The following is a 24,361-nucleotide window of genomic DNA, read 5'->3' as shown; positions in this document are numbered from 1 at the left end:
TTTGTTAATTTTTTAACTATTTTAGTAGTTCACTAACTAAAAATTTAATTTATCATGTTAAAAGAGTTTAAAGATTTTGCAATGAAGGGCAACCTTGTAGACATTGCAGTTGCTTTTGTTATGGGTGCTGCTTTTAATAAAGTAGTAACATCTTTCACTGGGGGTATTGTTTCACCCTTAGTTGGATTACTTTTTAATTCAGACTTTAATGATTTAAAATATGTTATATCTCCCGGGGTAGCTGATGAAGCTGGAAATATCACTGGAGAAATTGCGGTTCTTTATGGTAGTTTTATAACCAACGTTATAGATTTTGTAATTGTAGCTTTTGTAATGTTCATGATTATTAAGGGCATAAACAAAACTAAGAAAAAAGAAGAGCCTGCTCCAGAGGCTCCAAAAGGGCCATCTCAAGAAGAATTATTAGCAGAAATTAGAGATTTACTTAAAAAATAACGATGTGTTAAATATATAACATAGTGTTATTTGTTGTTAAAAAGCCTTGGTTTTAAAGAAACTAAGGCTTTTTTTCATTTTTAATTTAGATTTAATACTTAGTTTTGCCTCACAAATTTTATTAAATCTTAAAGTGAAATGAAAGTAGCCGTTGTAGGTGCCACAGGTATGGTTGGCGAAGTAATGCTAAAAGTATTGGAAGAACGAAATTTTCCTATTACCGAGCTATTGGTAGTAGCCTCTGAACGATCAGTCGGGAAAACCTTGACTTATAAAAATAAAGCATATACTGTTATAGGATTGGCTGATGCCGTGGCCGCAAAACCCCATATAGCTATATTCTCTGCAGGTGGGGATACCTCATTAGAGTGGGCACCAAAATTTGCTGAAGCAGGAACCACTGTTATAGATAATTCTTCTGCTTGGAGAATGGATCCAACCAAAAAATTGGTAGTTCCAGAAATTAATGCTCATGAATTGACAAAAGAGGATAAGATTATTGCAAATCCTAATTGTTCAACCATTCAAATGGTTTTGGCCCTATCACAGCTTCATAAAAAATATAAAATGAAGCGTATTGTAGTGTCAACATATCAATCTGTTTCAGGTACGGGTGTTAAAGCTGTAAAACAATTGGAAAATGAAATAGCAGGCATTGAAGGTGAAATGGCATACCCATATCCTATTGGTAGAAACGCATTGCCACATTGCGATGTGTTTTTAGATAATGGTTATACCAAAGAAGAAATGAAATTGGCCCGAGAGCCTCAAAAAATATTTAATGATAAAACATTTTCAGTATCAGCCACAGCAGTTCGTATACCTACTTCTGGCGGACACAGTGAATCTGTAAATGTGGAATTTGAAAATGATTTTGATATAGCTGATGTTCGTCAAATTATAAGTGAGACCCCTGGAGTTGTTTTACAGGATGATGTAGCAAACAATTCATATCCTATGCCAATTTTTGCACATGATAAAGATGAAGTGTTTGTAGGCAGGCTTAGAAGAGACGAAACACAACCCAATACATTAAATATGTGGATTGTTGCCGATAACTTACGTAAAGGTGCCGCAACAAACGCTATTCAAATTGGAGAATATTTAGTAGAAAACCATTTGGTTTAGCTTTGCCAACTATATAACTAAACATTAAGCTTCTGCAATAATTTGCAGAAGCTTTTTTTAATTATTTTTGAATTTAATTAATTATACCTGAGACTATTTTTATTGTGAATTATCCTAAAACTAAAACTGTTGATGCTGTTGATGTCTATTTTGGCATTAAAGTAAAGGACCCCTTTAGATGGTTAGAAGATGATAAAAGCAATGAAACCAAAGCATGGATAAAAGCCCAAAACAAAACAACATCTGACTTTTTAGAGCGTATTCCTTATAGAGATGATTTAAAAAAAAGATTGTTAAAACTATGGAATTATGAAAAAATAAGTGCCCCTTTTACCGAAGGAAAGTATACATATTTTTCAAAAAATGATGGCTTACAAAATCAAGATGTTATTTACAGAGCTTTAGAGGGCAAACAACCTGAAGTATTTTTAAACCCCAATTCGTTTTCAAAAGATGGCTCAACGTCATTAGGTACTTTAAGTTTTTCAAAAAATGGAAAGCTTTTAGCCTATTCCATTTCTAAAGCAGGGAGTGATTGGCGTAAAATTATGGTTATGGATACCGAAACTAAAGTAATTTTTAAACAAGAAATCATTAAAAATGTAAAATTCGGTGCTATTTCATGGTATAAAAATGAAGGGTTTTATTATTCCAGCTATAACAAACCCAAAGGCAGCAATTTATCGGCAAAGACCGATCAGCATAAGGTTTATTACCATAAACTGGGAACACAACAACAAGATGACCTTCTTATTTTTGGAGGCACTACCAAAGAAAAACATCGATACATATATGCTACTGTTACCGAAGATGACAAGTATTTAATCATTACCCCTAGAGATTCTACCTCAGGAAACAAGTTGTATATAAAAGACCTGTCTATTAATAATAGCAACATTATAACCATTCTGGATCATACCCATAGCGACACTTATATACTAGATAATATAGGTAGTACATTATTTCTAGTTACCAATCTAAATGCCCCTAATAAAAAAGTTGTACATGTAGATGCTCGCAATCCTACACCAGAACATTGGGTGGATATCATCCCTGAAACCAAGCATGTACTAAATCCAACAACAGGTAGTGGTTATTTATTTGCAGAATATATGGTAGATGCTATTTCAAAAGTAAAACAATATGATTTTAATGGCACTTTTATAAGGAACATTGAATTAAATGGTTTAGGCACTGCCAGCGGCTTTTCAGGTAAAAAGGACGATCCTTTTTTATACTATTCATTTACCAATTACAACACTCCTGTTAGCATCTATAAATTTAATCCCAAAACGGGGCAAACAACCTTATATTGGAAACCTGAGATTGCATTTAACAGTGATGACTATGAGAGTCGTCAAGTCTTTTACAAATCAAAAGATGGCACTAAAATCCCCATGATGATTACACATAAAAAAGGCTTGAAACTTCATGGTAACAATCCGACCATGCTATATGGTTATGGCGGATTCAATATAAGCTTAACACCAGCCTTTAGTGTAACCAATATTGTTTGGATGGAACAGGGTGGCATATTGGCTGTGCCAAATTTGCGTGGTGGTGGTGAGTATGGCCGTGCTTGGCATGATGCCGGCATCCAAATGAAAAAACAAAATGTATTTGATGATTTTATTGCAGCTGCAAAATATTTAATTGAAAACAACTACACTTCTTCTAAGTATTTAGCAATTCGGGGTGGTTCAAACGGCGGTTTATTGGTAGGTGCTGTAATGACACAATGCCCTAAGCTAGCAAAAGTAGCTTTGCCAGCTGTTGGCGTTTTAGATATGCTAAGATACCATACATTTACAGCAGGAGCCGGTTGGGCATACGATTATGGAACTGCTGAGCAAAGCAAAGACATGTTTGAATATCTTAAAGGCTATTCTCCCGTCCACAATATAGAAAAAGGTGTTTTATATCCCGCCACATTAATAACAACTGGAGACCATGATGATCGTGTGGTCCCAGCACATAGTTTTAAGTTTGCTGCCGAGCTACAACGAAAACATAAAGGTACCAACCCCATTTTAATACGAATTGAAACCAATGCTGGACATGGTGCCGGAACACCCGTAAATAAAACCATTGCGTTATATGCAGATATTTTTAGTTTTACACTATTCAATATGGGTTTTAAGGCATTACCAAACCAAATTAATTAAGAAGATTAATAGTACTTTTGTGTTATGCTACAAGTTAAAAACCTATCATTTGCTTATAAAAAAGATTTCATTTTAGAAAATATTTCATTTTCTGTCGGTCAAGGAGAGCATATGTCTATTATAGGTGAAAGTGGTTCTGGAAAAAGTACCCTTTTAAAATTACTTTATGGAACCTATGATTTAAATAAAGGACATATTTTTTGGAAGGATAGCGAAATTTTGGGCCCTAAACACAACTTGATTGTTGGTCCAAAATTTATGAAGTATGTGGCTCAAGAATTTGATTTAATGCCTTTTACTTCAGTTTCTGAAAATATTGGTACATTTCTATCTAATTTTTATCCAGAGGAAAAACAGGAGCGTACCCAAGAACTTTTAGAAGTTGTTGAATTAACATCTTATGCCCATACCAAAGTTAAAGAACTTAGTGGCGGCCAAAAACAACGTGTTGCTATTGCCAGGGCTATTGCTAAACAACCCGAAGTTATTTTATTGGATGAACCCTTTAGCCATATTGACAATTTTAAAAAACAATCACTACGTAGAAGTCTTTTTAAATATCTTAAGGAAAAACAAATAACGTGTATTGTTGCAACACATGATAAAGGTGATGTGATTTCATATTCAGATAGTATGATTGTATTGCATCATGCACAAATTATTGCTAACAGCACCCCAAAGCAGCTTTATGACCACCCCAAGAACAAACGCATCGCTTCATTTTTCGGTGAGTTTACCGAGATTGACAATACGTTTGTGTATGCTCATCAACTAAAACTAGTAGACCAATCCCATTTGTGTGCCTCAATAAAACAATCATATTACAAGGGGCATTATTATTTAATAGAGGGGTCTATGAATGGAAAACCGGTATGGTTTCACAACCAACAAGCTTTGAATAAGGGGCATCATGTTTACCTTTCCTATTCAAAATAGCAGACTTATTTCATTTATTATAATTCAAGATCCCAAAAAAGGACATTTGTTTAACAATCCACTCCTTCCTACCTTGTATATAACTAGAGGCTGGGTTAGCTCGGTATCGCAGCGGACTGGGAAGTACGGCTGCTATGGCAGCTGACTCATAAGATGTTAACCTAGAAGCCGGTTTTTTAAACCAATACTGCGATGCTGCTTCAGCACCATAAATACCCCGCCCCATTTCTATACTGTTTAAATACACTTCCATGATACGCTCTTTAGACCAAATAAGCTCTATTAAAAATGTAAAATAAGCTTCTAAACCTTTACGTAGCCAACTTCGTTGCGGCCAAAGAAAAACATTTTTGGCCGTTTGTTGGCTTATAGTGCTACCTCCTTTTATACGTCTCCCTTTTTGGTTATTCTTATATGCTTTTTCAATTGCTTTCATATCAAAGCCATGGTGATCAAGAAAATTTTGGTCCTCACTGCAAATAACCGCTAATTGTAGGTTTTTCGAAATATTGTCTATAGAAACCCAATCATGTTTCCAATTGCTTTGGGCTGTATCTCTATTTTCAAAATATCTAATTACCATTAAAGGTGTTACGGGTACCGGCACCCATTTAAATATAACTACCAAGGCTATGGTTACTATAAAAAACCATATTAAACACTTAAATAAAAACCTAAAGAATCTCTTTATCATATTATTCTACTAATGCTGCTAATTCTTTACCTACCAAACTACCAATGGCAATACCCATACCTCCTAATCGTACCCCACAAAAAACGTTATTTGAAAGTTGTTTAACAATGGTACTTTTTTGGTTACCAACCCCCATAATACCACTCCATCTATAATCAACCTCAAAAGATACCTGAGGCAAAATAGTGGTTTTTAATAGGTGCTCTAACGTATCTTGAATCTGTTCTGTTTCACCAAATTCAGTTGTTTCTTCACCCTTAAAATCAAGATTTCTGCCACCTCCTAATAAAATCCTGTTATCTATATTTCTAAAATAATAGTAGCCCTTGTCTAAATGAAATGTTCCTTTAATATGTAAGCCCTTAATAGGTGTAGTTATAAGAACCTGTGCACGTGCAGGTTTTATATTTTCTTTAATTAATTGTGAAGCAAAACCGTTGGTTGCTATCAATAATTTAGATGTTGAAAACTCAAAAGCATCTGTTTCAACTTTAACAAAATCATTGCCCTCTAAATAATATTTAACCGTTATATTATTTAATATTTTAATGCCTTTTGATTGTGCTTTTTGAAGCAGCGCAAGCATCATTTTTCCCGTATCGATCTGTCCTTCAAAGGGATTGAAAACATATTGCTCTTTAATATTGTTAAACTTAAAACTGTTTTCTTTTGTAATGAAAACAGGTGTTTTAAACAATGGTTTCAATAATTTATTGATAGATTCTTTTTTAGAAAGACAAACATCCAGTAAATCATCGTTGTTTAAAAACAGCTCATAACCGCCATGGTTTTGATAATCCGTCACTTTGTCTCCCAGTGTTTGTCGCAATAACTGCAAACCATCAAACCGCTTTTTTACAAGTTGGAAGACTTCGGTTTCAGTATGTGTTTTTAAATCCTCAATAATTTCACTCAAGCTTCCAAAGCATGCAAACCCTGCATTCTTTGTACTTGCTCCTTGTGGCAATACCCCTTTTTCTAATACTATAATGTTTGCTTTAGGATAATTTTCTTTTAGTTGTAGGGCGCAATTTAAGCCCACTATACCGCTACCAACAATAGTAAAATCTATGTTGCTAAGCCATGATGTTATTTCCCAGTACGAAAGCTTCACTATTGGCCGTTAGTTTTTGGTTAATTATTGGTTATTGGTCAACACCAATATTGGTAAAAATAATGATTTAGCACCAAGAATGAAGATTTAAGTTTGTTTTGTTATAACAATAGAATGCATAAAAAAAGCTCCGAATGTTACATTCGGAGCCTTAAATTTATTCTTCAATTTCTTGCTTTTCCATAACAAAATCTTCCATAAATTTAGTAGTATAATTACCTGCTAAATAATCTGGGTGATCCATAAGCTGTCTGTGAAAAGGAATTGTGGTTTTAATACCTTCAATAACAAACTCGTCTAAAGCGCGTTTCATTTTATTAATAGCTTCCTCTCTGGTTTGCGCAGTTGTAATTAACTTCGCAATCATGGAGTCGTAGTTTGGTGGAATGGTATAACCAGCATATACATGTGTGTCTAAACGCACCCCGTGTCCGCCTGGAGCATGTAAAGTTGTTATGGTTCCGGGAGATGGTCTAAACCCATTAAATGGGTCTTCCGCATTAATACGACATTCTATAGAGTGCAATTTTGGCAAATAGTTCTTTCCAGAGATCGGCACACCTGCCGCTACAAGGATTTGTTCACGAATTAAATCGAAATCAATAACTTGCTCTGTAATAGGATGTTCTACCTGAATACGTGTATTCATTTCCATAAAGTAGAAATTGCGGTGCTTATCTACTAAAAACTCAATCGTTCCTGCACCTTCATACTTAATGTATTTAGCTGCTTTAACAGCTGCTTTCCCCATTTTTTCCCTTAACTCATCGGTCATAAAAGGAGAGGGCACTTCTTCAGTTAATTTTTGATGACGGCGTTGTATAGAACAATCTCGTTCTGATAAATGACAAGCCTTACCATTTGAGTCGCCAACCACTTGAATTTCAATATGTCTTGGCTCTTCAATAAGTTTTTCCATATACATATCATCATTTCCAAAGGCAGCTTTACTTTCTTGTCTGGCCGAATCCCATGCCGCTTTTAAATCTTCAGGTTTAAATACGCCTCGCATGCCTTTTCCACCGCCCCCAGCAGATGCTTTAAGCATTACAGGAAAGCCGGTTTCTTTGGCTATTTTTTCACATTCCTCGAACGTTTTTATAACACCATCACTACCTGGAACACATGGTACGCCTGCAGCTTTCATAGTGGCTTTAGCATTGGCCTTATCTCCCATTCTGTCTATCATCTCAGGTGAAGCACCAATAAACTTAATACCGTGTTCTTCACAAATTTTAGAAAATTTGGCATTCTCAGATAAAAAACCATAGCCTGGATGAATGGCATCTGCATTGGTGATTTCGGCTGCAGCTATAACATTAGCCATTTTAAGATAGGACTCACTACTTGGTGCTGGTCCTATACACACAGCTTCATCAGCAAATTTTACATGCAGGCTTTCTGCATCGGCTGTTGAGTAAACAGCAACGGTTTTGATGCCCATTTCCTTACAGGTTCTTATAACACGGAGTGCTATTTCTCCTCTATTGGCAATCAATATTTTTTTAAACATATCTTTTTGAGTTTATAAGTTTATAAGGTTTATAAGTTTAGAGATTCATATGCTAAACTTTAAACTTTAAACTTCAAATTAAGAAGGGTCTACCAAAAATAATGGCTGATCGAATTCTACAGGAGATGAATCGTCAACTAATATTTTTACTATCTTTCCTGAAACTTCAGATTCTATTTCGTTGAAAAGCTTCATGGCTTCAATAATACAAAGCACATCACCCTCTGCTATAGTTTGCCCAACCTCTACAAATAAAGGTTTATCTGGTGCTGGCTTTCTATAAAATGTTCCTATAATTGGAGATTTAATGGTTATGTATTTTGAGTCTTCTTTTGCCGCAGGTGCTGCAGGAGCTGCTGCTTCGGTAGCTGGTTTGGCCTCTGTTACTGGCGTTGGAATTTGTGGTATTTGCTGAGGTATTGGTGCATACTGCACGGTTGTTGAATCTGATTCCGATCCTGTTTTAATGGTGATTTTAATATCGTCCATTTCTAATTTAACCTCACTTGCTCCAGATTTGGCTACAAACTTGATTAAGTTTTGAATCTCTTTAATATCCATAATTTTGCTAGTTAATTAATGGTTAGTTTAATGAATTATATGCCCATTTTAAATAAATAGACCCCCAATTGAATCCGCCTCCAAAAGCAGCAAAAATTAAATTATCGCCTTTTTTAAGCTGAGACTCATAATCGTTTAATAGTAATGGTAGTGTGGCCGAGGTGGTGTTTCCATATTTATGTATGTTTATCATTACCTTTTCGTCTTCCAATTCTATTCGTTGCGCAGTAGCATCAATAATACGTTTGTTTGCTTGATGTGCCACTAACCAATCAACGTTCTCTTTTGTTAAATTATTTCGTTCTAAAATTTTAACTGTTGCATCGGCCATGTTAAAAACAGCATTTTTAAATACTGTTCTTCCTTCTTGAAATGCATATTGCCCTCCTTGCTCCATAGCCTCGGGCGTTAATGGAAACGCAGACCCCCCGTAAGTAGCTTGTAAAAACTCCCTGCCAGTACCATCGCTTCTTAGGTATTCGTCCTGCAGGCCAAGGCCTTCTTCGTTGGGTTCAAACAAAACAGCACCAGCACCATCTCCAAAAATAATACAAGTGGCTCTATCTTTATAGTTGATGATAGACGACATTTTATCTGCCCCAATTAATAATACATTTTTATATCTTCCAGATTCTATATAGCTAGCTGCAACAGACATGCCGTATAAAAAGCTAGAGCATGCTGCATCCATATCAAAAGAAAATGCATTGGTAGCACCTATTTGCGAAGCTGTATATGAAGCTGTTGAGGCAGCTTTCATATCTGGAGTTGCTGTAGCTACAATAACAAGTTCTATATCTTTTGGGTTGATGCCTTTTTTATCAATAAGGTCTTGTGCCGCTTTTATGGCTAGGTAAGACGTTCCTTTTCCTTCTTCTTTAAGAATTCGGCGCTCTTTAATGCCTGTTCTAGAGGTTATCCATTCATCATTCGTATCAACCATGGTTTCAAGAATTTGGTTGGTTAATACATATTCCGGCACATAAGCGCCAACAGCTGTTATTGCCGCTGATATTTTACTCATAACTTTATAGTTAAATTGACCAAAAAATCATTAAAATTGAACAAAAACACTCTAAAATTTGTGAAAACTACTAAAATTTGGTGTAATATAACGTAAATTTCGTGTTTTTGTTCTTTTGGAAAAAGCATATCATAAAAAAAACGCTCACAGGTGAGCGTTTTATCATATGCCTACATAAAAATTATGCTATGTTTTCTACAGATTCCGAATTGTCAATTAAAACCTGACCTCGGTAATATAACTTACCTTCATGCCAGTGTGCTCTGTGATACAGGTGTGCTTCACCTGTAGTTGGGCATGTAGCAATCTGTGGCGCAGTTGCTTTGTAATGGGTTCTTCTTTTATCTCTTCTTGTTTTTGAGATTTTTCTTTTAGGATGTGCCATTTTTATATTTATTTATCCGTTAATAGTTTTTTTAATGTATTCCAGCGAGGGTCTATCTCGTCCTCAGCTTTGTTTTTTTCTTTATGTTTAGGACTTAATTCGTCCAATTTCTCAAGTATGTCCGATTGTAATGTGCCATCTTTTACTCCAGGGTGTATACGCTTAATAGGTACAGTTAGTACAATTAACTCATATATATATTGCTGTACATTTATTTCATAAGTACCATGAGGAACAACGAGAATATCATCATATTCATCATTGTATTCATCACCAAACTTAACCACCAAATCAAACCCATTTTCTAAGGGCTGATTGTAGGGTTCGTTTGTTAAGTCGCAATTAACATTAACAAACCCTGAAATTTTAAAGTGCAATTCCAGTAATGTTGTTTTTTTATCTAATTCTAGATTTACATCAACATTTACATCATTAAACTCTTCATACTCAAAATGTTCAAAGAACGCTTGTTCAATTTTATGCTCAAAATGATGTTTTCCTAACTTTAGCCCTACAAATGGGATTGTAAACTCTTTTAATGGCTTCATCATCACATCTATTTTGAGCCTGCAAATATATAAATTTTTATTTAAGGGGCATCACTAATAAACATTTTTTTGCCTACCCCTTTTTTTGCTGCTTTTTTAATGGATTTGATGTTAGTTTGCTGTAAGCTAGTCTGTTTCTATGTATTTGAATTGCTGTAAAAACCGCTTCTTTAAATGAATTCTCATCTGCCACTCCTTTTCCGGCAATTTCATAAGCGGTACCATGATCTGGTGAGGTTCTAACCTTATTTAATCCGGCGGTAAAGTTAACCCCTTGTCCAAATGATAAAGTTTTAAAAGGTATTAAGCCCTGGTCGTGATAGCAGGCTATTACAGCATCAAAATTTTTGTAGTTATTGGACCCAAAAAAACTGTCGGCCGCATAAGGCCCATAAACCAACTTGCCCGTTTCTTTTATTTTTTGAAGTGTTGGTCTTAATACCGAGTCATCTTCACTACCAATAACACCATTATCGCCCGTGTGCGGATTAATACCCAAAACGGCTATTTTTGGCCTTACAACACTAAAGTCCTTTAACAAAGAATTATAAACGGTATTTATTTTGTTAGTTATCAAATCCTCCGATATGTGTTGCACAATATCCTTAACAGGAACATGATCGGTAAGCAATCCAACACGTAAGCTGTCTGTAACCATAAACATAAGGCTTTCACCTTCTAGCTCTTGCGATAGGTAATCTGTATGTCCAGGAAAATTAAAATCTTTAGACTGTATGTTGTGCTTATTTATTGGTGCCGTAACCAATACATCTATGTTATTTTGTTTAAGCGCTTTTGTGGCGGCTTGCAAAGATTTTATGGCGTATGCACCTATCTTAATATCTTCTTTTCCAAATTCAATATTTACAACTTCATTCCAACAATTAAATACATTAACCTTTCCATGAACAATCTGCTCTATGTTATTGGTGTTATTAAAATTTATTTCAGAGTTAAAATGTGTTTTAAAAAAATTCATGGTCTTGGACGAGGCAAAAATTACCGGAGTACAAAAATCCAACATTCTAGAATCTTCAAATGTTTTTAGAATAATTTCCGCACCAATACCATTTAAGTCACCTATTGATATCCCTACAACTATATTTTCTGCTTTCTTCATTAAAAATGATAACTTTTGTTTGTAATTTTGATGATGCAAATTTAACTAAATAAACAAATAATAATATGTTTACGGGAATTATTGAAGGTATTGGTGTTGTTTCAAGTATAAAAGAAGAGCTAAACAACCTTCATATCTCTATTAAAAGTCCTTTAGCTACTGAATTAAAGATAGACCAAAGCGTGGCCCATAATGGTGTTTGCTTAACGGTTGTTGATATTAATAACAGTGAATATACTGTTACCGCTATTGGCGAAACCTTGAAAAAAACCAATTTAGGCACCTTAAAAGTAGGCGATTTTGTAAACTTAGAACGTGCTATGAGGTTGGGTGATAGGCTTGACGGACATATTGTGCAAGGACATGTAGACCAAACCGCAGTTTGCGAACATATTGAGGAAGCCCAAGGCAGTTGGGTATTTACGTTTAATTATGATACGTCCCTTAACAATATAACTATTGAAAAAGGATCTATTACCGTTAATGGTGTAAGTCTTACGGTTGTAAATTCCAAAAAGCATTCGTTTAGTGTGGCCATTATACCTTATACCTATGAGCATACAAACTTTAAACGCTTTAAAAAAGGAACAGTGGTAAATTTAGAATTTGATGTTTTAGGGAAGTATGTTGCTAAACTTATTAGTTTAAAAGATTAGGTTAAAAAATTGGATTTGGTTATTGTTTTTTAGGAAGTAATTTTTTAATGCCGTAAAGCAATCCCACACAAGCTAATACAAACACCCCACCATCTATAGGAGTACCTGGAGGTATTGGCGGCCCAGGTGGCGGTAAGCCTTGAGATACGCATACAAAACTTATTAATACAAATAAGATTGAGGCTAATATTCTTTTGTTTTGCATTGTCATGGGGTCACAATTTATAAAAAAACAGTAGGAAACTGGCACAAAGTAAAGGAATTTAAACAAAAAAACATCCATTAAAAGCAAAAAAAATCGACGAAATGCTTATTTTTTGCTCTTTTGGCCGTTTTGGCAAGTGTTATTTATGTCTAAAATGAACCTAATTAAAAAGTAATCCCTCTCTTTTTTTATTAAGCATAACAAATATAGACATTTTCGGGTTAAAACGAAATGAAATATGCGCTTAGCCTTTTAATTTTATGTGAACTTAACGTTCTTATAATGATTGGGTTGCATAATATTTAAGTCTATCTAACTTTTAAAAACAAATCTTACAAAACCTAAGAGCATGTTTAACATGCGTTAGCGTATGTCAAACATTCGACTGAGCACCTTGAACATGCGTTTTAGTATATTAAACATGCTATTTAGTTATTGACAATAACATATTCATATCATATTTCAATCGTTTAATATTGTACAAGCCTACATAAATGTAATATTATACACCCATTTTATTGGTTTTGAATGAAGTAAAACGTGATGACTATATTATTACCGGTTTGGGTTGGGTTGGGTTTACCCTACTTTTTTTGGGAAAATAAGATTGGATTAAAAAAAAGATATTGTAATTTCTTAGTGTTTTCCCTTTTTATGGCTATACTTTGCTATTAAGATTAAGGCAAAAGAACTCATAAAATACTTTTAAAGAGTTGACAACATGTTAAGTTGTTTATGAATTTTGTTTCGATCATTTTTTATGAGTTATTTAATTATATTAGATTAATAATCAATTTTTAAAATAATAACAAAGCCATAAAAATGAATAAGTCAGCATTATTAATATCATTACTATTAACATGCAGTGTAATTTACTCACAGAATAAATTAGGTGCTTATGCAGGCATTAATTACTCAGGCTTTTCGAAATCAGGGTTTGCTAATGGAGGGACTATGAATGGTAGTGAATTTGGATATAAATTTGGCTTATTGTATAATTTTGAAATTCATAATAAAATCCATTTTCATCCAAAAATTGAAGTTAATGCCATTGGGGATAGGCATCAAGAAAACAATGCCCCTACAATAACGTTTCATGACTTCGATTATAGTCTTACGTATTTATCATTCCCTTTAGTTTTTAGATTTTTTTTCAAAACCCTATATAGTTATTGGACCACATTTTAGTTATTTATTAAAAACTAAAAAATTAACGCATGATTTTGGCGAAGTCCAATCAAATTTTGACTATGGACTAAGTTTAGGAACAGGGTTTCAATTTAGAAAACTATTTTTTGAGATAGGAATGTACCAAGGTTATGGAACCGTTTTTAAAGTGGACGATTCTGTTTTTACAAATATAGAATCCACTGATGCTAAGAATATTTATTTACAATTCAATATTGGATATTATTTTTTGTAAAAATACTAAACCCAACAAAAAAGCCTTGCAAACTCAAAGTCTACAAGGCTTCGCAATTTCTATGTGGTCCCACCTGGGCTCGAACCAGGGACTTTCTGATTATGAGTCAGATACTCTAACCAACTGAGTTATAGGACCGAAATTGGCTGCGAATTTAATACTATTTTTATAACTCTACAAGAAATTTATTCTTTTAAAACAATTTCCTGGCAAAGCTCTATTAATACACCATTCGTGCTTTTTGGATGTAAAAAAACAACCAGCTTATTATCAGCACCTTTCTTGGGTGTTTTATTTAAAATGGTAAAGCCTTCGCCTTCCAGTCGTTTTACTTCCGCTTCAATATCATCCACATCAAAAGCAATGTGGTGTATGCCTTCTCCCTTTTTTTCTATAAACTTAGCTATGGGACTATTGGCATGGGTTGCTTCCAATAGCTCAACCTTATTGTCCCCAACTTTAAAAAAAGAGGTTTTTACGCCTTCGCTTTCAACAGCTTCTATCTTATAGCTTGGTGTTCCAAATAATTTGGAAAACAAATCGTTAGATTCCTCTAGGTTTTTAACCGCAATTCCTATATGCTCAATTTTATTCATTTAAGATGGCTTTGAATTTATGATGCAAATTTGTAATTCAAAAGTAAGATAATCTTTAAATATCCGCTATTTTTGCATAGTAAAAACCCATTATGGGTAATAAAAGCAAAGGAAACCTGTTTATTCGTATGAATTTACTAAATTAAACATCCTTTAAAAAATCAATAATTTTGGAAGAGAGTCAAAGACAAAAAAAAATAGGATCGGTTTTACAGCGCGACTTAGTAGATGTACTTCAGCGTGCCGCAACACAAGGTGGCATGCAGGGTATATTAATATCGGTATCTAAGGTTAAAGTAACTGTAGATTTAAGTGTTGCCAAGGTATATTTAAGTATTTTTCCCAATGATAAGGCCAAGGAGTTGTTAGTTGGTATTAAATCCAATACCCCATTAATTAGGCATGAATTGGCACAACGCACCAAAAACCAACTAAGGCGTATGCCCCATTTAGAGTTTTTTATAGACGACTCTTTGGAGTATATTGATAAGATTGAAAAATCTCTAAAAGGTGGCGAAAACCCCATTAAAGATCCTTCTATATTAGATAAAAGAAAAAAGTCCTAATTGAATGTCCCATTATATATAGCAAAACGTTATTTGCGCTCTAAAAGCAGCAATAATGCTATCAATTTTATTACTATTATAGCTATTATTGGTGTTATTTTAGGAGCAGCATCCTTATTTATAGTACTTTCTGGTTTTGCGGGCTTAAAGGATTTTACATTGGAATTCTCTAGCATAGTAGACCCCGATCTAAAGGCTGAAACCGCCTACGGCAAATCCTTTGTTTTAACTGATGCCGATGTTAATAAACTCAATGCTGTTGGTGGCATTGCCTCCTATACAAAAATTGTTGAAGAACGTGTTATAGTAGCTTCCAACAATAAAAACACCTTAGCCACTATAAAAGGCGTTGATGCGCAATTTCAAAACGTGGTTGCTATCGATTCTGTTATAGATAGTGGTAATTGGTTAGAACAAAAGTCCAAACAAATTGTGGTTGGTTGGGGCGTTTCAAACAGTCTTTCACTAGGGGTTTTAGATTTTTCTAAGCCCATTAACATATATGTACCCAAGCCCGGCAAGGGACAAATAACCGCTACCAAAAATGCCTTTAACAGTGTTCATGCCATTAATGTTGGTGTATTTTATATTAATGAAAAATTAAATGACAACTACATCTTTGCGCCTATAGATTTAGCCCAAAACCTGCTAAACTATGAGCCCAATCAAATAACCGCCATAGAATTCAAGCTTAAAGAGGATGCCGATATAGACCTTGTAAAACAACAAATTAATGGCATTATAGGAAGTAAAGTTATCTTAAAAAACCGCGCGCAATTAAATGATGCCCTTTATAAAATGCTCAACACCGAAAACCTAGCGGTCTACCTTATTTTTACGTTGGTGTTGATTATTGCCTTTTTCAATATTATTGGGTCTTTAATTATGATGATGCTCGATAAAAAACGAAGTTTAAATACCCTTTATAACATTGGTGCAACTCTAAAAGATATTCGTAAAATCTTTTTCTATCAAGGTAGCCTAATGAGTGTTGTAGGTGGTATTATTGGTTTGGTTGTTGCCTTAATACTAACTTTTTTACAGCAAACATTAGATTTGGTAATGATAACCCCCTCCTTGGCATATCCTGTAAGAATCAAAGTCGAAAATTTTGTTATTGTATTCCTTACTATTTCAGTATTGGGTATCGTTGCATCGCGCATCGCATCTGCGCGTATTTCCAAAACCTTGGTTGAGTATCATTAACAGGGTAGAAAAGGCCTATTCAGTAAATTGATAATCCGAAAAAGCTTCCAGAACCTCATCAAACGCGGCAAAAACATCCTTAGCATCGTCACTGGTCACCATTTTGGTTCTGTATTCTTTAAAATGTGGAATCCCTTTAAAGTAATTGGTGTAATGGCGTCTGGTTTCAAATACCCCAAGGGTTTCCCCTTTCCAATCTATAGCCATTTGTAAATGCCTGCGTGCAGCCTCCACCCGTTCCTCAAGAGAAATTGGCTGTAAATGCTCGCCCGTGTTAAAAAAGTGTTTTACTTGTTTAAAAAACCAGGGGTTTCCTATGCTGGCACGCCCTATCATAGCACCATCCAATCCATAACGGTCACGCATTTCAACAGCGCGTTCAGGTGTATCCACATCCCCATTTCCAAATACAGGAATATGCATTCTCGGATTGTTCTTTACCTGGGCAATAGGTTTCCAATCGGCATCGCCTTTATACATTTGGGCACGTGTCCGCCCGTGTATTGCTATGGCTTTACAGCCAACATCCTGCAACCTTTCGGCCACTTCAACAATCTTAATAGAATCATGGTCCCACCCCAAACGGGTCTTTACCGTAATGGGTATATGGGTGCGTTTTACCATTTCGGCAGTTAACTGTTCCATTAAACAGACATCTTTAAGAATACCTGCCCCAGCACCTTTGCTTACCACTTTTTTTACAGGACACCCAAAATTAATATCAATAATATCTGGGTTAGAAGCCGTAACTATGTCAATGGTTTGTAACATACTATCTAAGTTGGCACCAAAAATTTGAATTCCAACTGGGCGCTCCTTTTCATAAATATCCAGCTTCATAACGCTTTTAGCAGCATTACGAATCAATCCTTCACTAGACACAAACTCGGTATACACCACATCGGCACCTTGTTCTTTGCACAGGGCACGAAATGGTGGGTCACTTACATCTTCCATAGGTGCTAAAAGTAACGGAAAATCAGGGAGTTCTATATTGTCAATCTTTACCAAGCCTTCATTTTTGTGGCAAAATTACATCTTTTTTAAGTAATGTATGTATATTCATGATTATTAAACCCTAATTGACAATCATTTGGAAATCCCTTTTCATCCCGAACTATTTGGTATTTTTATAAACATCCATTTAGTTTTAGAATATGTAGCCTTTTTTTTGGCATATCGGTATTACGTGATTTTGAGGCGAAATCAATCGGATGTTATTTCTTCTCGTAATAGACTGTCTATCATTCTGGGTGCTGCTATAGGGGCTTTAATTGGGTCGCGCTTCATGGGGTATTTAGAAAACCCTCTTGCCTCTTTTTCATCAACAAATATCATTCAACTACTAAACACCAAAACCATTATGGGCGGACTATTTGGGGGTATGCTTAGCGTAGAGCTCACTAAAAAAATGATTGGGGAAACCCAATCTTCTGGTGATTTGTTCGTTTTTCCAATTATTCTGGGCCTATTTATTGGGCGTATTGGATGTTTCCTTTCGGGTGTTAGTGAGTTTACTTATGGTCGTGAAACGACTTTTATATTTGGAATGGATTTAGGGGATGGCATCATGCGCCACCCTATAGCCCTATACGAGTTGGCTTTTCTAATCTTACTCTATTTTGTTTTAAAATACATTATAACCCATTTTAATCTAAAAAATGGCGACCTCTTTAAATACTTTATGCTGGGTTATTTTGGTTTTCGTTTTTTTATAGAATTTCTAAAACCTAATGTATTCTATATATACACTTTAAGTTCTATCCAAATTTTATGTGTAATTTGCTGGTTGTATTACAGCAAGTTCTTGTTTCAAAAACTAAAAAATGCCCACTAGAAAATATACGTACTACGATTTCACCTTAAGTCTATGCCCCGAATGCTTAAAAAGGATAGACGCAAAAATTGTATTTGAAAATGGCCGTGTTTACATGCTCAAGCGATGTGACCAACATGGAAACAGTAAAGTGCTTATTGCTGATGATATTGAATACTACAAAAACATTCGTAACTATAATAAACCCAGTGAAACCCCTTATACGTTTAACACCAAAACCCATTATGGGTGCCCATACGACTGTGGTTTATGTCCAGACCATGAGCAACATAGTTGTTTAACGGTTATTGAAGTAACCGATCGTTGCAACCTAACATGCCCAACTTGCTATGCAGGTTCTTCACCAACCTATGGCAGACATCGAACCTTAGATGAGATTAAGAGGATGTTAGACACGATTGTTAAGAACGAAAAAGAACCCGATGTTGTACAGATATCAGGTGGTGAGCCTACCATTCATCCACAATTTTGGGACATACTGGATTACGCAAAATCCTTACCTATAAGGCATTTAATGTTAAATACCAATGGTATTAAAATTGCAAAAGATATCGCCTTTGCAGAAAGATTAAAAACTTATGCTCCCGATTTTGAAATCTATTTACAATTCGATTCCTTCGAAAATGCTGTTTTACAAGAACTTCGTGGTGCCAACTTGGCTGATGTTCGTAAACAAGCTATTGAAAATCTAAATTTGGTCAACTTATCAACCACCTTGGTAGTAACACTACAAAAAGGCTTGAACGATAATGAAATAGGAAAAATAATAACCTATGCATTAGCACAAAAATGTGTGCGCGGTGTTACCTTTCAACCCACCCAAATTACGGGCAGGTTAGAACATTTCAATCCAGAAACCGATAGAATGACACTAACTGAAGTAAGAAGAAACATCCTAGAACAGACCCAAATTTTCAGTCCGGAAGATTTACTACCAGTACCTTGCAACCCCGATGCTTTGGTTATGGGATATGCCCTAAAACTTGGTGGTAATGTATTTCCGCTTACACGATACATAAACCCTAATGACTTATTGGATAATAGTAAGAATACCATTATTTACGAACAAGATGAACAGCTTAAAGGACAAATGATCAAACTGTTTAGTACCGGAAACTCTACAGAAACTGCCGAAGAACATTTAAAATCCATTATGTGCTGTTTACCAAATATTGATGCTCCAGAGTTAGGTTACAACAATTTATTTCGTATTATTATCATGCAATTTATAGATGCTTACAATTTTGACGTACGTGCTATTAAAAAATCATGTGTGCATATTGTAGACAAAGACAATAAAATTATCCCTTTTGAAACTATGAATTTGTTTTACAGAGATGATAAAAAGAACCGCTTAAAAGAACTTCAAAAAACACGCCTATGAACACATTATTAATTCAAGGGGGAGATTATTCTTTTATTGTTATTATTGTTTTATTAATTTTAATTGGCCCCGCCTTTCTATTAGCTTTAATAGGTTTCTTGCTTAGAACAAATAACAAAAAAGCATCAAAAATATTTTATATTTTGGCCGTCGTTTATCTTATTGTGGGCCTGGGGATTTGTGGCGGTTTAATGATGTAAGTTCCAGTAAATTTCTTTTTCTATCTACCAAATTAAAATACACAAGCCCTTATATAAAACAACTATACTTTTACAGGTTAATCTGGTGGACATAATCCCTATTTTTTAATGTTGTACTCCGTTTTAACAACTACTGGAATCCCTGTGGCTGTAATCCCTTCTAAGGTGACTTTTACTTGGGTTTCTACCTCTGTATTGTAATACAAGGCTTTTGCTTCCCCCGTTTCGTTTGGATGGATGTATGGGTTCCAATACAAGGTATTCCTTATGTCTGTATGGTTATTCATTTTAAAAGGTGTTTCCGCCGCTTCTGGATTGGGTACATAAAACACTCGGGCATTATAAAACCCTGTTAGTTCCTTATCAATGGAATGAAAGCGTTCTTTTTCTGGTGCAGCTCCCACACCTTGTTTGGTATAAATAGCAATCACACCATTGGCTCCTTCACTACCATATATAGCGGCCGAGGGCCCTTTTAAGGCGTCAATTTTCTCAATGTCCTCAGGGAGTATAAAACTTAAATCGTCGGAATCAAACAAAGGAAAACCATTTAATATAATATGGGCCGGCCCATTAAATCTCATAAAACGGATACTGTCCCCAGTAACAATAACCCCAGGAATGACATATTGTATAAGTTGGTATATATCATTTACCACAGGAGTATTTTCATCTGGCTCATAACTAAAATCGGGAATGCCGTATAGGCTAGTCGGCGTAGTCTTCTTTTTGGCAATAATTTCTATTTCATCCAACACATTTTCAGGGGGAATACCAAAAGCCATGTGCTTTTTATACACATTTTTGGTTATAGCATTCATGGTACTATCAGCAAACATAGCCATCCGCCCCTCCTGTTTAAAATCCACGGGCATGGGGGGCCTATCAAAGGGGTCCAATACAATTTCCCCTCTAGGCTTTCCTTTTTCGTTTCTAGCACTTAAAAACATATGGGTGGTTCCAGAAAACAGGAGGTTATCAAATGTAAAACGACCTACCGAATCGGTCTCTGTATGGTGTATGTTCATACCGTTTTCATTTACCAAAGCCAAAGTCATATTCATATTGGTTTTGCGGTCATTGCCCAAAAGCTGTTTAACAAAACCTGATATTACAAAGCTTTTTTCAGCGTTATAATGAATACTATCTTTTTGCTTAGGTAAGGTTTTCCATAAAAAATCACGCCATCCTTGGGTTAGCAATAACAAATCCAGATGTGCCAATCTTCGGGGGTTACTCTTGTCAAAATAATAGCCTGGGTTATAAACCGCACCTCTAATATCAGACTCCATCAAAAAATAAGAACAAATGGTGGCTTGTTTATCTCCCAAATTATTAACCCCATTCATATCTACCGCACTTAACGAGTAGCTTGCAGGGACTCCTTCACCTGTTTTTGTTTTGGACGACACCCTAATGGTTACCGCTTCATTGGGGTCATAGGTTTTTTTGTTGGTTGTTAATATAACGTCTAAATCGTGTTCCTTTTCAATATAAACCAATCGCTCACTTACCGGGCGTGCACTGGCATCATACAAGGTTATTTGGCTAATACCCTCTGGTAAAGTTTTTTTTGGCAACTCAAAAGACAACAAGGGTTTCGTTAGGGGCTGTAAGCCTTCTAAATAGGTAATGCCCCTGGAAGTAAAATGAATTGAAAGCGTATCATTGGGTTGTTGCAATAATGTTTCCTCATTCGTTCTAAGGGTCACAAGGTCTTTTCCATTCACGGTATTAAAACTCACAACATACCCTTGCTTATGCGGAGTAGGGAATGGCGCCTGGATGGTGTCTCCATAGGGTGTTGTAAATTCAGCATAATATACCTCCCCTTTCATAGGTTTTATTTGAAATATCCCCATCCCATCATGGACACTTTTTAATAAGGCAACCAGTGTTCCTTTAGAGTCAAGAACTTTACCCGTTACATCAATAGGCATATCGTTTTGGTCCACAGCCTTAAAAGCCACAGCACTTAAAACATCTTCAATTAAAGCCCCTCCTTCTGGAAAAAACTGCACCTTGCATGCATGGTGAGCTTTTGCCTTAGAGGTAGGCACAGCCCCACGGCGTATATCCTGTTTATCTACTATATCCGTCTCTTTATTGTAAACATCACGAATGGCAATTCGCTTCTTAAACACAAAATCCGACCCAAAATTACGGTTCCATTGGGTATAGGCCCTTAGCTCATATACACCGGGTTTAACCCCTATGGAGTCCGTTAATTTAAAATCCCCATGTCCTAAACCTTCCTTTAATTCTGTTTTGTTTCGTGCCACTATTTTTGAATCGGACGAAATTAATTCTACATATAAAACATTACTGTAATTAAAAAGAAGATTATTATAAGCATAAACATTATACGCTTTGTACCATAAATCTTCGCCTATAATATAGTGGGATCTGTCTGTGTGAAGATATATTTTTTCTATGTAAGGAACAGACTTGTCTTCTTGAGAATATAATAACTTTGTTGCAACAATACATGCTAAAAAACATGTGAATAAATTTTTTATATTTCTATGCACTAGATTACAACTTTAAAAATTAAATTATCTCTTTGGTTTGAACTAACTCTTTTAAACTTAGACCGAAAAATAGAAAAAAGTTTAATTGAAAGTATAAACGGAATACCTAATTTATGTTTTTTTCAATAAACCATTAACAGGTAACATAATTTAAATGTAATCAAAACATTTAGCATCATTTAAAACATATATATTTGCAAATTAAATCTGGGTATAGATTACTTTATGAAGAATATTAGAAACTTTTGCATCATTGCACATATAGACCACGGGAAAAGTACACTTGCAGACCGTTTGCTGGATTATACCGGTTCGGTTACAGATAGGGAAAAACAAGACCAGTTGTTGGACAATATGGATTTAGAGCGCGAACGTGGTATTACCATCAAATCGCACGCCATACAAATGGATTATGTTTATGAAGGCGAACCCTATGTACTCAACTTAATTGATACCCCTGGGCATGTCGATTTCTCTTATGAAGTATCCCGCTCCATTGCAGCCTGCGAAGGCGCCTTACTTATTGTAGATGCTGCACAAAGCATACAAGCACAAACCATTTCTAACCTATACTTGGCCTTAGAAAACGATTTGGAAATTATACCCGTACTCAATAAAGTAGATTTACCCAGTGCCAACCCAGAGGAAGTAACCGACGATATTGTAGATTTACTGGGTTGTAACCCTGAAGATGTTATTCATGCCAGTGGCAAAACAGGTTTTGGTGTAGACAACATTTTAAAAGCCATCATAGAACGCATTCCCGCCCCTAAAGGCGACCCTAATGCACCCTTACAAGCACTTATATTCGATTCTGTTTACAATTCGTTTAGAGGTATTGAAACGTATTTTAGAGTTTTTAATGGTGAAATTAAAAAAGGCCAAAAAATTAAGTTCGTAGCCACAAACAAAAGCTATTTTGCAGATGAAGTGGGCACCCTAAAACTAACCCAAATTGTAAAGCAAAGTGTAAAAACAGGCGATGTGGGCTATTTAATTACTGGCATTAAAACTGCTAAAGAGGTAAAAGTAGGTGATACCATTACCGATTTTGCAAACCCCACCACTAATATTGTAGCAGGTTTTGAAGATGTAAAACCTATGGTGTTTGCGGGTATTTACCCTGTAGACACAGAAGATTACGAAGAGCTTCGTGCCTCTATGGAAAAACTACAGCTAAACGATGCGTCGTTGGTTTTCATTCCCGAAAGCTCTGCAGCCTTAGGCTTTGGTTTCCGTTGTGGGTTTTTGGGCATGCTCCATATGGAAATCATTCAAGAGCGTTTAGAGCGCGAGTTTGATATGACGGTTATAACCACCGTTCCCAACGTGTCCTACCACGCCTATACCAATAAAAACCCCGATGAGATTGTCATTGTAAACAACCCCTCCGATTTACCGGAGCCTTCCACCTTAAATCGTGTGGAAGAGCCCTATATTAAAGCCACCATCATTACCAAGTCTGATTTTATTGGGAATGTCATGTCGCTGTGTATCGAAAAACGCGGTATCATTACCAACCAGACTTATTTAACACCTGAGCGTGTAGAGCTTACTTTTGAAATGCCCTTGGCCGAGATTGTATTCGATTTTTACGACCGATTGAAAACGGTTTCCAAAGGCTACGCATCGTTCGATTACCATCCTATTGGGATGAAACCGTCTAAGTTGGTGCGATTGGATATCTTATTGAATGCCCAACCTGTAGATGCGCTGTCGGCATTAATCCATGCCGATAATGCCCAAAACATTGGTAAGAAAATGTGCGAAAAGCTAAAAGAGCTTATCCCAAGACAGCAATTTGATATACCCATTCAAGCCGCTGTCGGGGCCAAAATCATTTCAAGAGAAACCATTAAGGCCCTGCGTAAAGATGTTACGGCAAAATGTTACGGAGGCGATATTTCACGTAAACGTAAACTCCTTGAAAAACAGAAAAAAGGTAAAAAACGCATGCGCCAAGTGGGGAATGTAGAGATTCCGCAACAAGCATTTATGGCCGTGTTGAAATTGAATGACTGAGATTTCTTAAATGCTTTTACCGTAAAATGTGAATTTTTTATTGAAAATTTCGATTAATATCGATAATGTAATATTTTCTTTAAAAATATAT

24 protein-coding genes and 1 tRNA gene are annotated in these 24,361 nt (G+C 35.5%); 12 read left to right on the top strand and 13 right to left on the bottom strand.

Features of this window, described 5'->3' with window-relative positions; translation table 11 throughout:
• Nucleotides 1–54 precede the first annotated feature (54 nt).
• From mscL to AC5SR4_RS06570, 4 genes are all read left to right on the top strand, one after another.
• Nucleotides 55–456 carry a large-conductance mechanosensitive channel protein MscL gene (mscL, locus tag AC5SR4_RS06585; RefSeq protein ID WP_495358742.1) on the top strand — a complete coding sequence of 134 codons (402 nt, stop codon included), beginning with the start codon at nucleotides 55–57 and terminating at the stop codon, nucleotides 454–456.
• Nucleotides 457–594: 138 nt separating this feature from the next.
• Nucleotides 595–1,584, top strand: coding sequence for an aspartate-semialdehyde dehydrogenase (locus tag AC5SR4_RS06580; RefSeq protein ID WP_495358741.1), 990 nt, complete (start codon nucleotides 595–597; stop codon nucleotides 1,582–1,584).
• 104 nt (nucleotides 1,585–1,688) lie between these two features.
• Nucleotides 1,689–3,749 (top strand): prolyl oligopeptidase family serine peptidase, encoded by a 2,061-nt coding sequence (locus AC5SR4_RS06575; RefSeq protein ID WP_495358740.1) that lies wholly within the window; start codon nucleotides 1,689–1,691, stop codon nucleotides 3,747–3,749.
• A 24-nt stretch (nucleotides 3,750–3,773) separates the two neighbouring features.
• Entirely contained in the window at nucleotides 3,774–4,685 is a 912-nt protein-coding gene (locus tag AC5SR4_RS06570) for an ABC transporter ATP-binding protein (protein WP_495358739.1), read from the top strand.
• Between the two features lie 10 nt (nucleotides 4,686–4,695).
• Here the strand turns inward: AC5SR4_RS06570 and mtgA are convergent, their stop codons facing one another.
• From mtgA to pdxA, 8 genes are all read right to left on the bottom strand, one after another.
• Complete coding sequence (mtgA, locus tag AC5SR4_RS06565; RefSeq protein WP_495358738.1) at nucleotides 4,696–5,379, bottom strand: monofunctional biosynthetic peptidoglycan transglycosylase; 684 nt, start codon at nucleotides 5,377–5,379, stop codon at nucleotides 4,696–4,698.
• A 1-nt stretch (nucleotide 5,380) separates the two neighbouring features.
• Nucleotides 5,381–6,493, bottom strand: coding sequence for an NAD(P)/FAD-dependent oxidoreductase (locus tag AC5SR4_RS06560; RefSeq protein WP_495358737.1), 1,113 nt, complete (start codon nucleotides 6,491–6,493; stop codon nucleotides 5,381–5,383).
• 157 nt (nucleotides 6,494–6,650) lie between these two features.
• Nucleotides 6,651–8,006 (bottom strand): acetyl-CoA carboxylase biotin carboxylase subunit, encoded by a 1,356-nt coding sequence (accC, locus tag AC5SR4_RS06555; RefSeq protein ID WP_495358736.1) that lies wholly within the window; start codon nucleotides 8,004–8,006, stop codon nucleotides 6,651–6,653.
• A gap of 78 nt (nucleotides 8,007–8,084) precedes the next feature.
• Nucleotides 8,085–8,567, bottom strand: coding sequence for an acetyl-CoA carboxylase biotin carboxyl carrier protein (gene accB / locus AC5SR4_RS06550; RefSeq protein ID WP_495358735.1), 483 nt, complete (start codon nucleotides 8,565–8,567; stop codon nucleotides 8,085–8,087).
• Nucleotides 8,568–8,589: 22 nt separating this feature from the next.
• A complete protein-coding gene (locus tag AC5SR4_RS06545) occupies nucleotides 8,590–9,591 on the bottom strand; it encodes a beta-ketoacyl-ACP synthase III (RefSeq protein WP_495358734.1) in 1,002 nt (333 codons plus the stop codon).
• Nucleotides 9,592–9,772: 181 nt separating this feature from the next.
• Entirely contained in the window at nucleotides 9,773–9,976 is a 204-nt protein-coding gene (gene rpmF / locus AC5SR4_RS06540) for a 50S ribosomal protein L32 (protein WP_495358733.1), read from the bottom strand.
• An 8-nt stretch (nucleotides 9,977–9,984) separates the two neighbouring features.
• Entirely contained in the window at nucleotides 9,985–10,524 is a 540-nt protein-coding gene (locus AC5SR4_RS06535; RefSeq protein ID WP_495359165.1) for a YceD family protein, read from the bottom strand.
• A gap of 73 nt (nucleotides 10,525–10,597) precedes the next feature.
• Nucleotides 10,598–11,644, bottom strand: a complete 1,047-nt coding sequence (gene pdxA, locus AC5SR4_RS06530; RefSeq protein WP_495358732.1) for a 4-hydroxythreonine-4-phosphate dehydrogenase PdxA — start codon at nucleotides 11,642–11,644, stop codon at nucleotides 10,598–10,600.
• 65 nt (nucleotides 11,645–11,709) lie between these two features.
• Here pdxA and AC5SR4_RS06525 point away from each other — a divergent pair, with 65 nt between their 5' ends.
• Nucleotides 11,710–12,300 (top strand): riboflavin synthase, encoded by a 591-nt coding sequence (locus tag AC5SR4_RS06525; protein WP_495358731.1) that lies wholly within the window; start codon nucleotides 11,710–11,712, stop codon nucleotides 12,298–12,300.
• 19 nt (nucleotides 12,301–12,319) lie between these two features.
• Here the strand turns inward: AC5SR4_RS06525 and AC5SR4_RS06520 are convergent, their stop codons facing one another.
• Nucleotides 12,320–12,511, bottom strand: coding sequence for a PID-CTERM protein-sorting domain-containing protein (locus tag AC5SR4_RS06520; RefSeq protein WP_495358730.1), 192 nt, complete (start codon nucleotides 12,509–12,511; stop codon nucleotides 12,320–12,322).
• 816 nt (nucleotides 12,512–13,327) lie between these two features.
• Here AC5SR4_RS06520 and AC5SR4_RS06515 point away from each other — a divergent pair.
• On the top strand, nucleotides 13,328–13,693 hold the full coding sequence (locus tag AC5SR4_RS06515) for a hypothetical protein (RefSeq protein ID WP_495358729.1): 366 nt from the start codon (nucleotides 13,328–13,330) through the stop codon (nucleotides 13,691–13,693).
• A 299-nt stretch (nucleotides 13,694–13,992) separates the two neighbouring features.
• On the opposite strand, the gene AC5SR4_RS06510 is transcribed toward AC5SR4_RS06515, so the two are convergent.
• Together AC5SR4_RS06510 and mce are read right to left on the bottom strand one after the other, a co-directional pair.
• Nucleotides 13,993–14,066, bottom strand: a tRNA-Ile gene (locus AC5SR4_RS06510).
• Between the two features lie 47 nt (nucleotides 14,067–14,113).
• The gene (gene mce / locus AC5SR4_RS06505; RefSeq protein WP_495358728.1) at nucleotides 14,114–14,524 is read right to left on the bottom strand and encodes a methylmalonyl-CoA epimerase; all 411 of its coding nucleotides are present in this window, start codon (nucleotides 14,522–14,524) and stop codon (nucleotides 14,114–14,116) included.
• Between the two features lie 170 nt (nucleotides 14,525–14,694).
• Between mce and rbfA the strand changes: the two genes are divergently transcribed.
• Both rbfA and AC5SR4_RS06495 read left to right on the top strand, forming a co-directional pair.
• Nucleotides 14,695–15,090 carry a 30S ribosome-binding factor RbfA gene (rbfA, locus tag AC5SR4_RS06500; protein ID WP_495358727.1) on the top strand — a complete coding sequence of 132 codons (396 nt, stop codon included), beginning with the start codon at nucleotides 14,695–14,697 and terminating at the stop codon, nucleotides 15,088–15,090.
• Nucleotides 15,091–16,296, top strand: a complete 1,206-nt coding sequence (locus AC5SR4_RS06495; protein WP_495358726.1) for an ABC transporter permease — start codon at nucleotides 15,091–15,093, stop codon at nucleotides 16,294–16,296. It begins immediately after the preceding gene.
• Nucleotides 16,297–16,311: 15 nt separating this feature from the next.
• Here AC5SR4_RS06495 and dusB read toward each other — a convergent pair whose 3' ends face one another.
• The gene (dusB, locus tag AC5SR4_RS06490; RefSeq protein WP_495358725.1) at nucleotides 16,312–17,307 is read right to left on the bottom strand and encodes a tRNA dihydrouridine synthase DusB; all 996 of its coding nucleotides are present in this window, start codon (nucleotides 17,305–17,307) and stop codon (nucleotides 16,312–16,314) included.
• A gap of 82 nt (nucleotides 17,308–17,389) precedes the next feature.
• Here dusB and AC5SR4_RS06485 point away from each other — a divergent pair, with 82 nt between their 5' ends.
• Genes AC5SR4_RS06485 through AC5SR4_RS06475 form a run of 3 tightly spaced genes read left to right on the top strand, consistent with a single transcriptional unit; the run spans nucleotide 17,390 to nucleotide 19,717 of the window.
• Nucleotides 17,390–18,133, top strand: coding sequence for a prolipoprotein diacylglyceryl transferase (locus AC5SR4_RS06485; RefSeq protein WP_495358724.1), 744 nt, complete (start codon nucleotides 17,390–17,392; stop codon nucleotides 18,131–18,133).
• Entirely contained in the window at nucleotides 18,123–19,517 is a 1,395-nt protein-coding gene (locus tag AC5SR4_RS06480) for a radical SAM protein (RefSeq protein WP_495358723.1), read from the top strand. Before AC5SR4_RS06485 ends, AC5SR4_RS06480 begins: the two co-directional genes overlap by 11 nt.
• Nucleotides 19,514–19,717, top strand: coding sequence for a hypothetical protein (locus AC5SR4_RS06475; RefSeq protein ID WP_495358722.1), 204 nt, complete (start codon nucleotides 19,514–19,516; stop codon nucleotides 19,715–19,717). The genes AC5SR4_RS06480 and AC5SR4_RS06475 overlap by 4 nt, the downstream gene beginning before the upstream one ends.
• Nucleotides 19,718–19,815: 98 nt before the next feature.
• On the opposite strand, the gene AC5SR4_RS06470 is transcribed toward AC5SR4_RS06475, so the two are convergent.
• Nucleotides 19,816–21,999, bottom strand: coding sequence for a TonB-dependent receptor (locus AC5SR4_RS06470; protein WP_495358721.1), 2,184 nt, complete (start codon nucleotides 21,997–21,999; stop codon nucleotides 19,816–19,818).
• Between the two features lie 474 nt (nucleotides 22,000–22,473).
• On the opposite strand from AC5SR4_RS06470, the gene lepA reads away from it, so the two are divergent.
• Nucleotides 22,474–24,270, top strand: a complete 1,797-nt coding sequence (gene lepA / locus AC5SR4_RS06465) for a translation elongation factor 4 (RefSeq protein ID WP_495358720.1) — start codon at nucleotides 22,474–22,476, stop codon at nucleotides 24,268–24,270.
• Nucleotides 24,271–24,361: the final 91 nt, after the last annotated feature.

It is taken from the genome of Aestuariibaculum scopimerae, from assembly GCF_059428085.1.
This window is presented reverse-complemented; position numbering and strand designations above follow the sequence as displayed.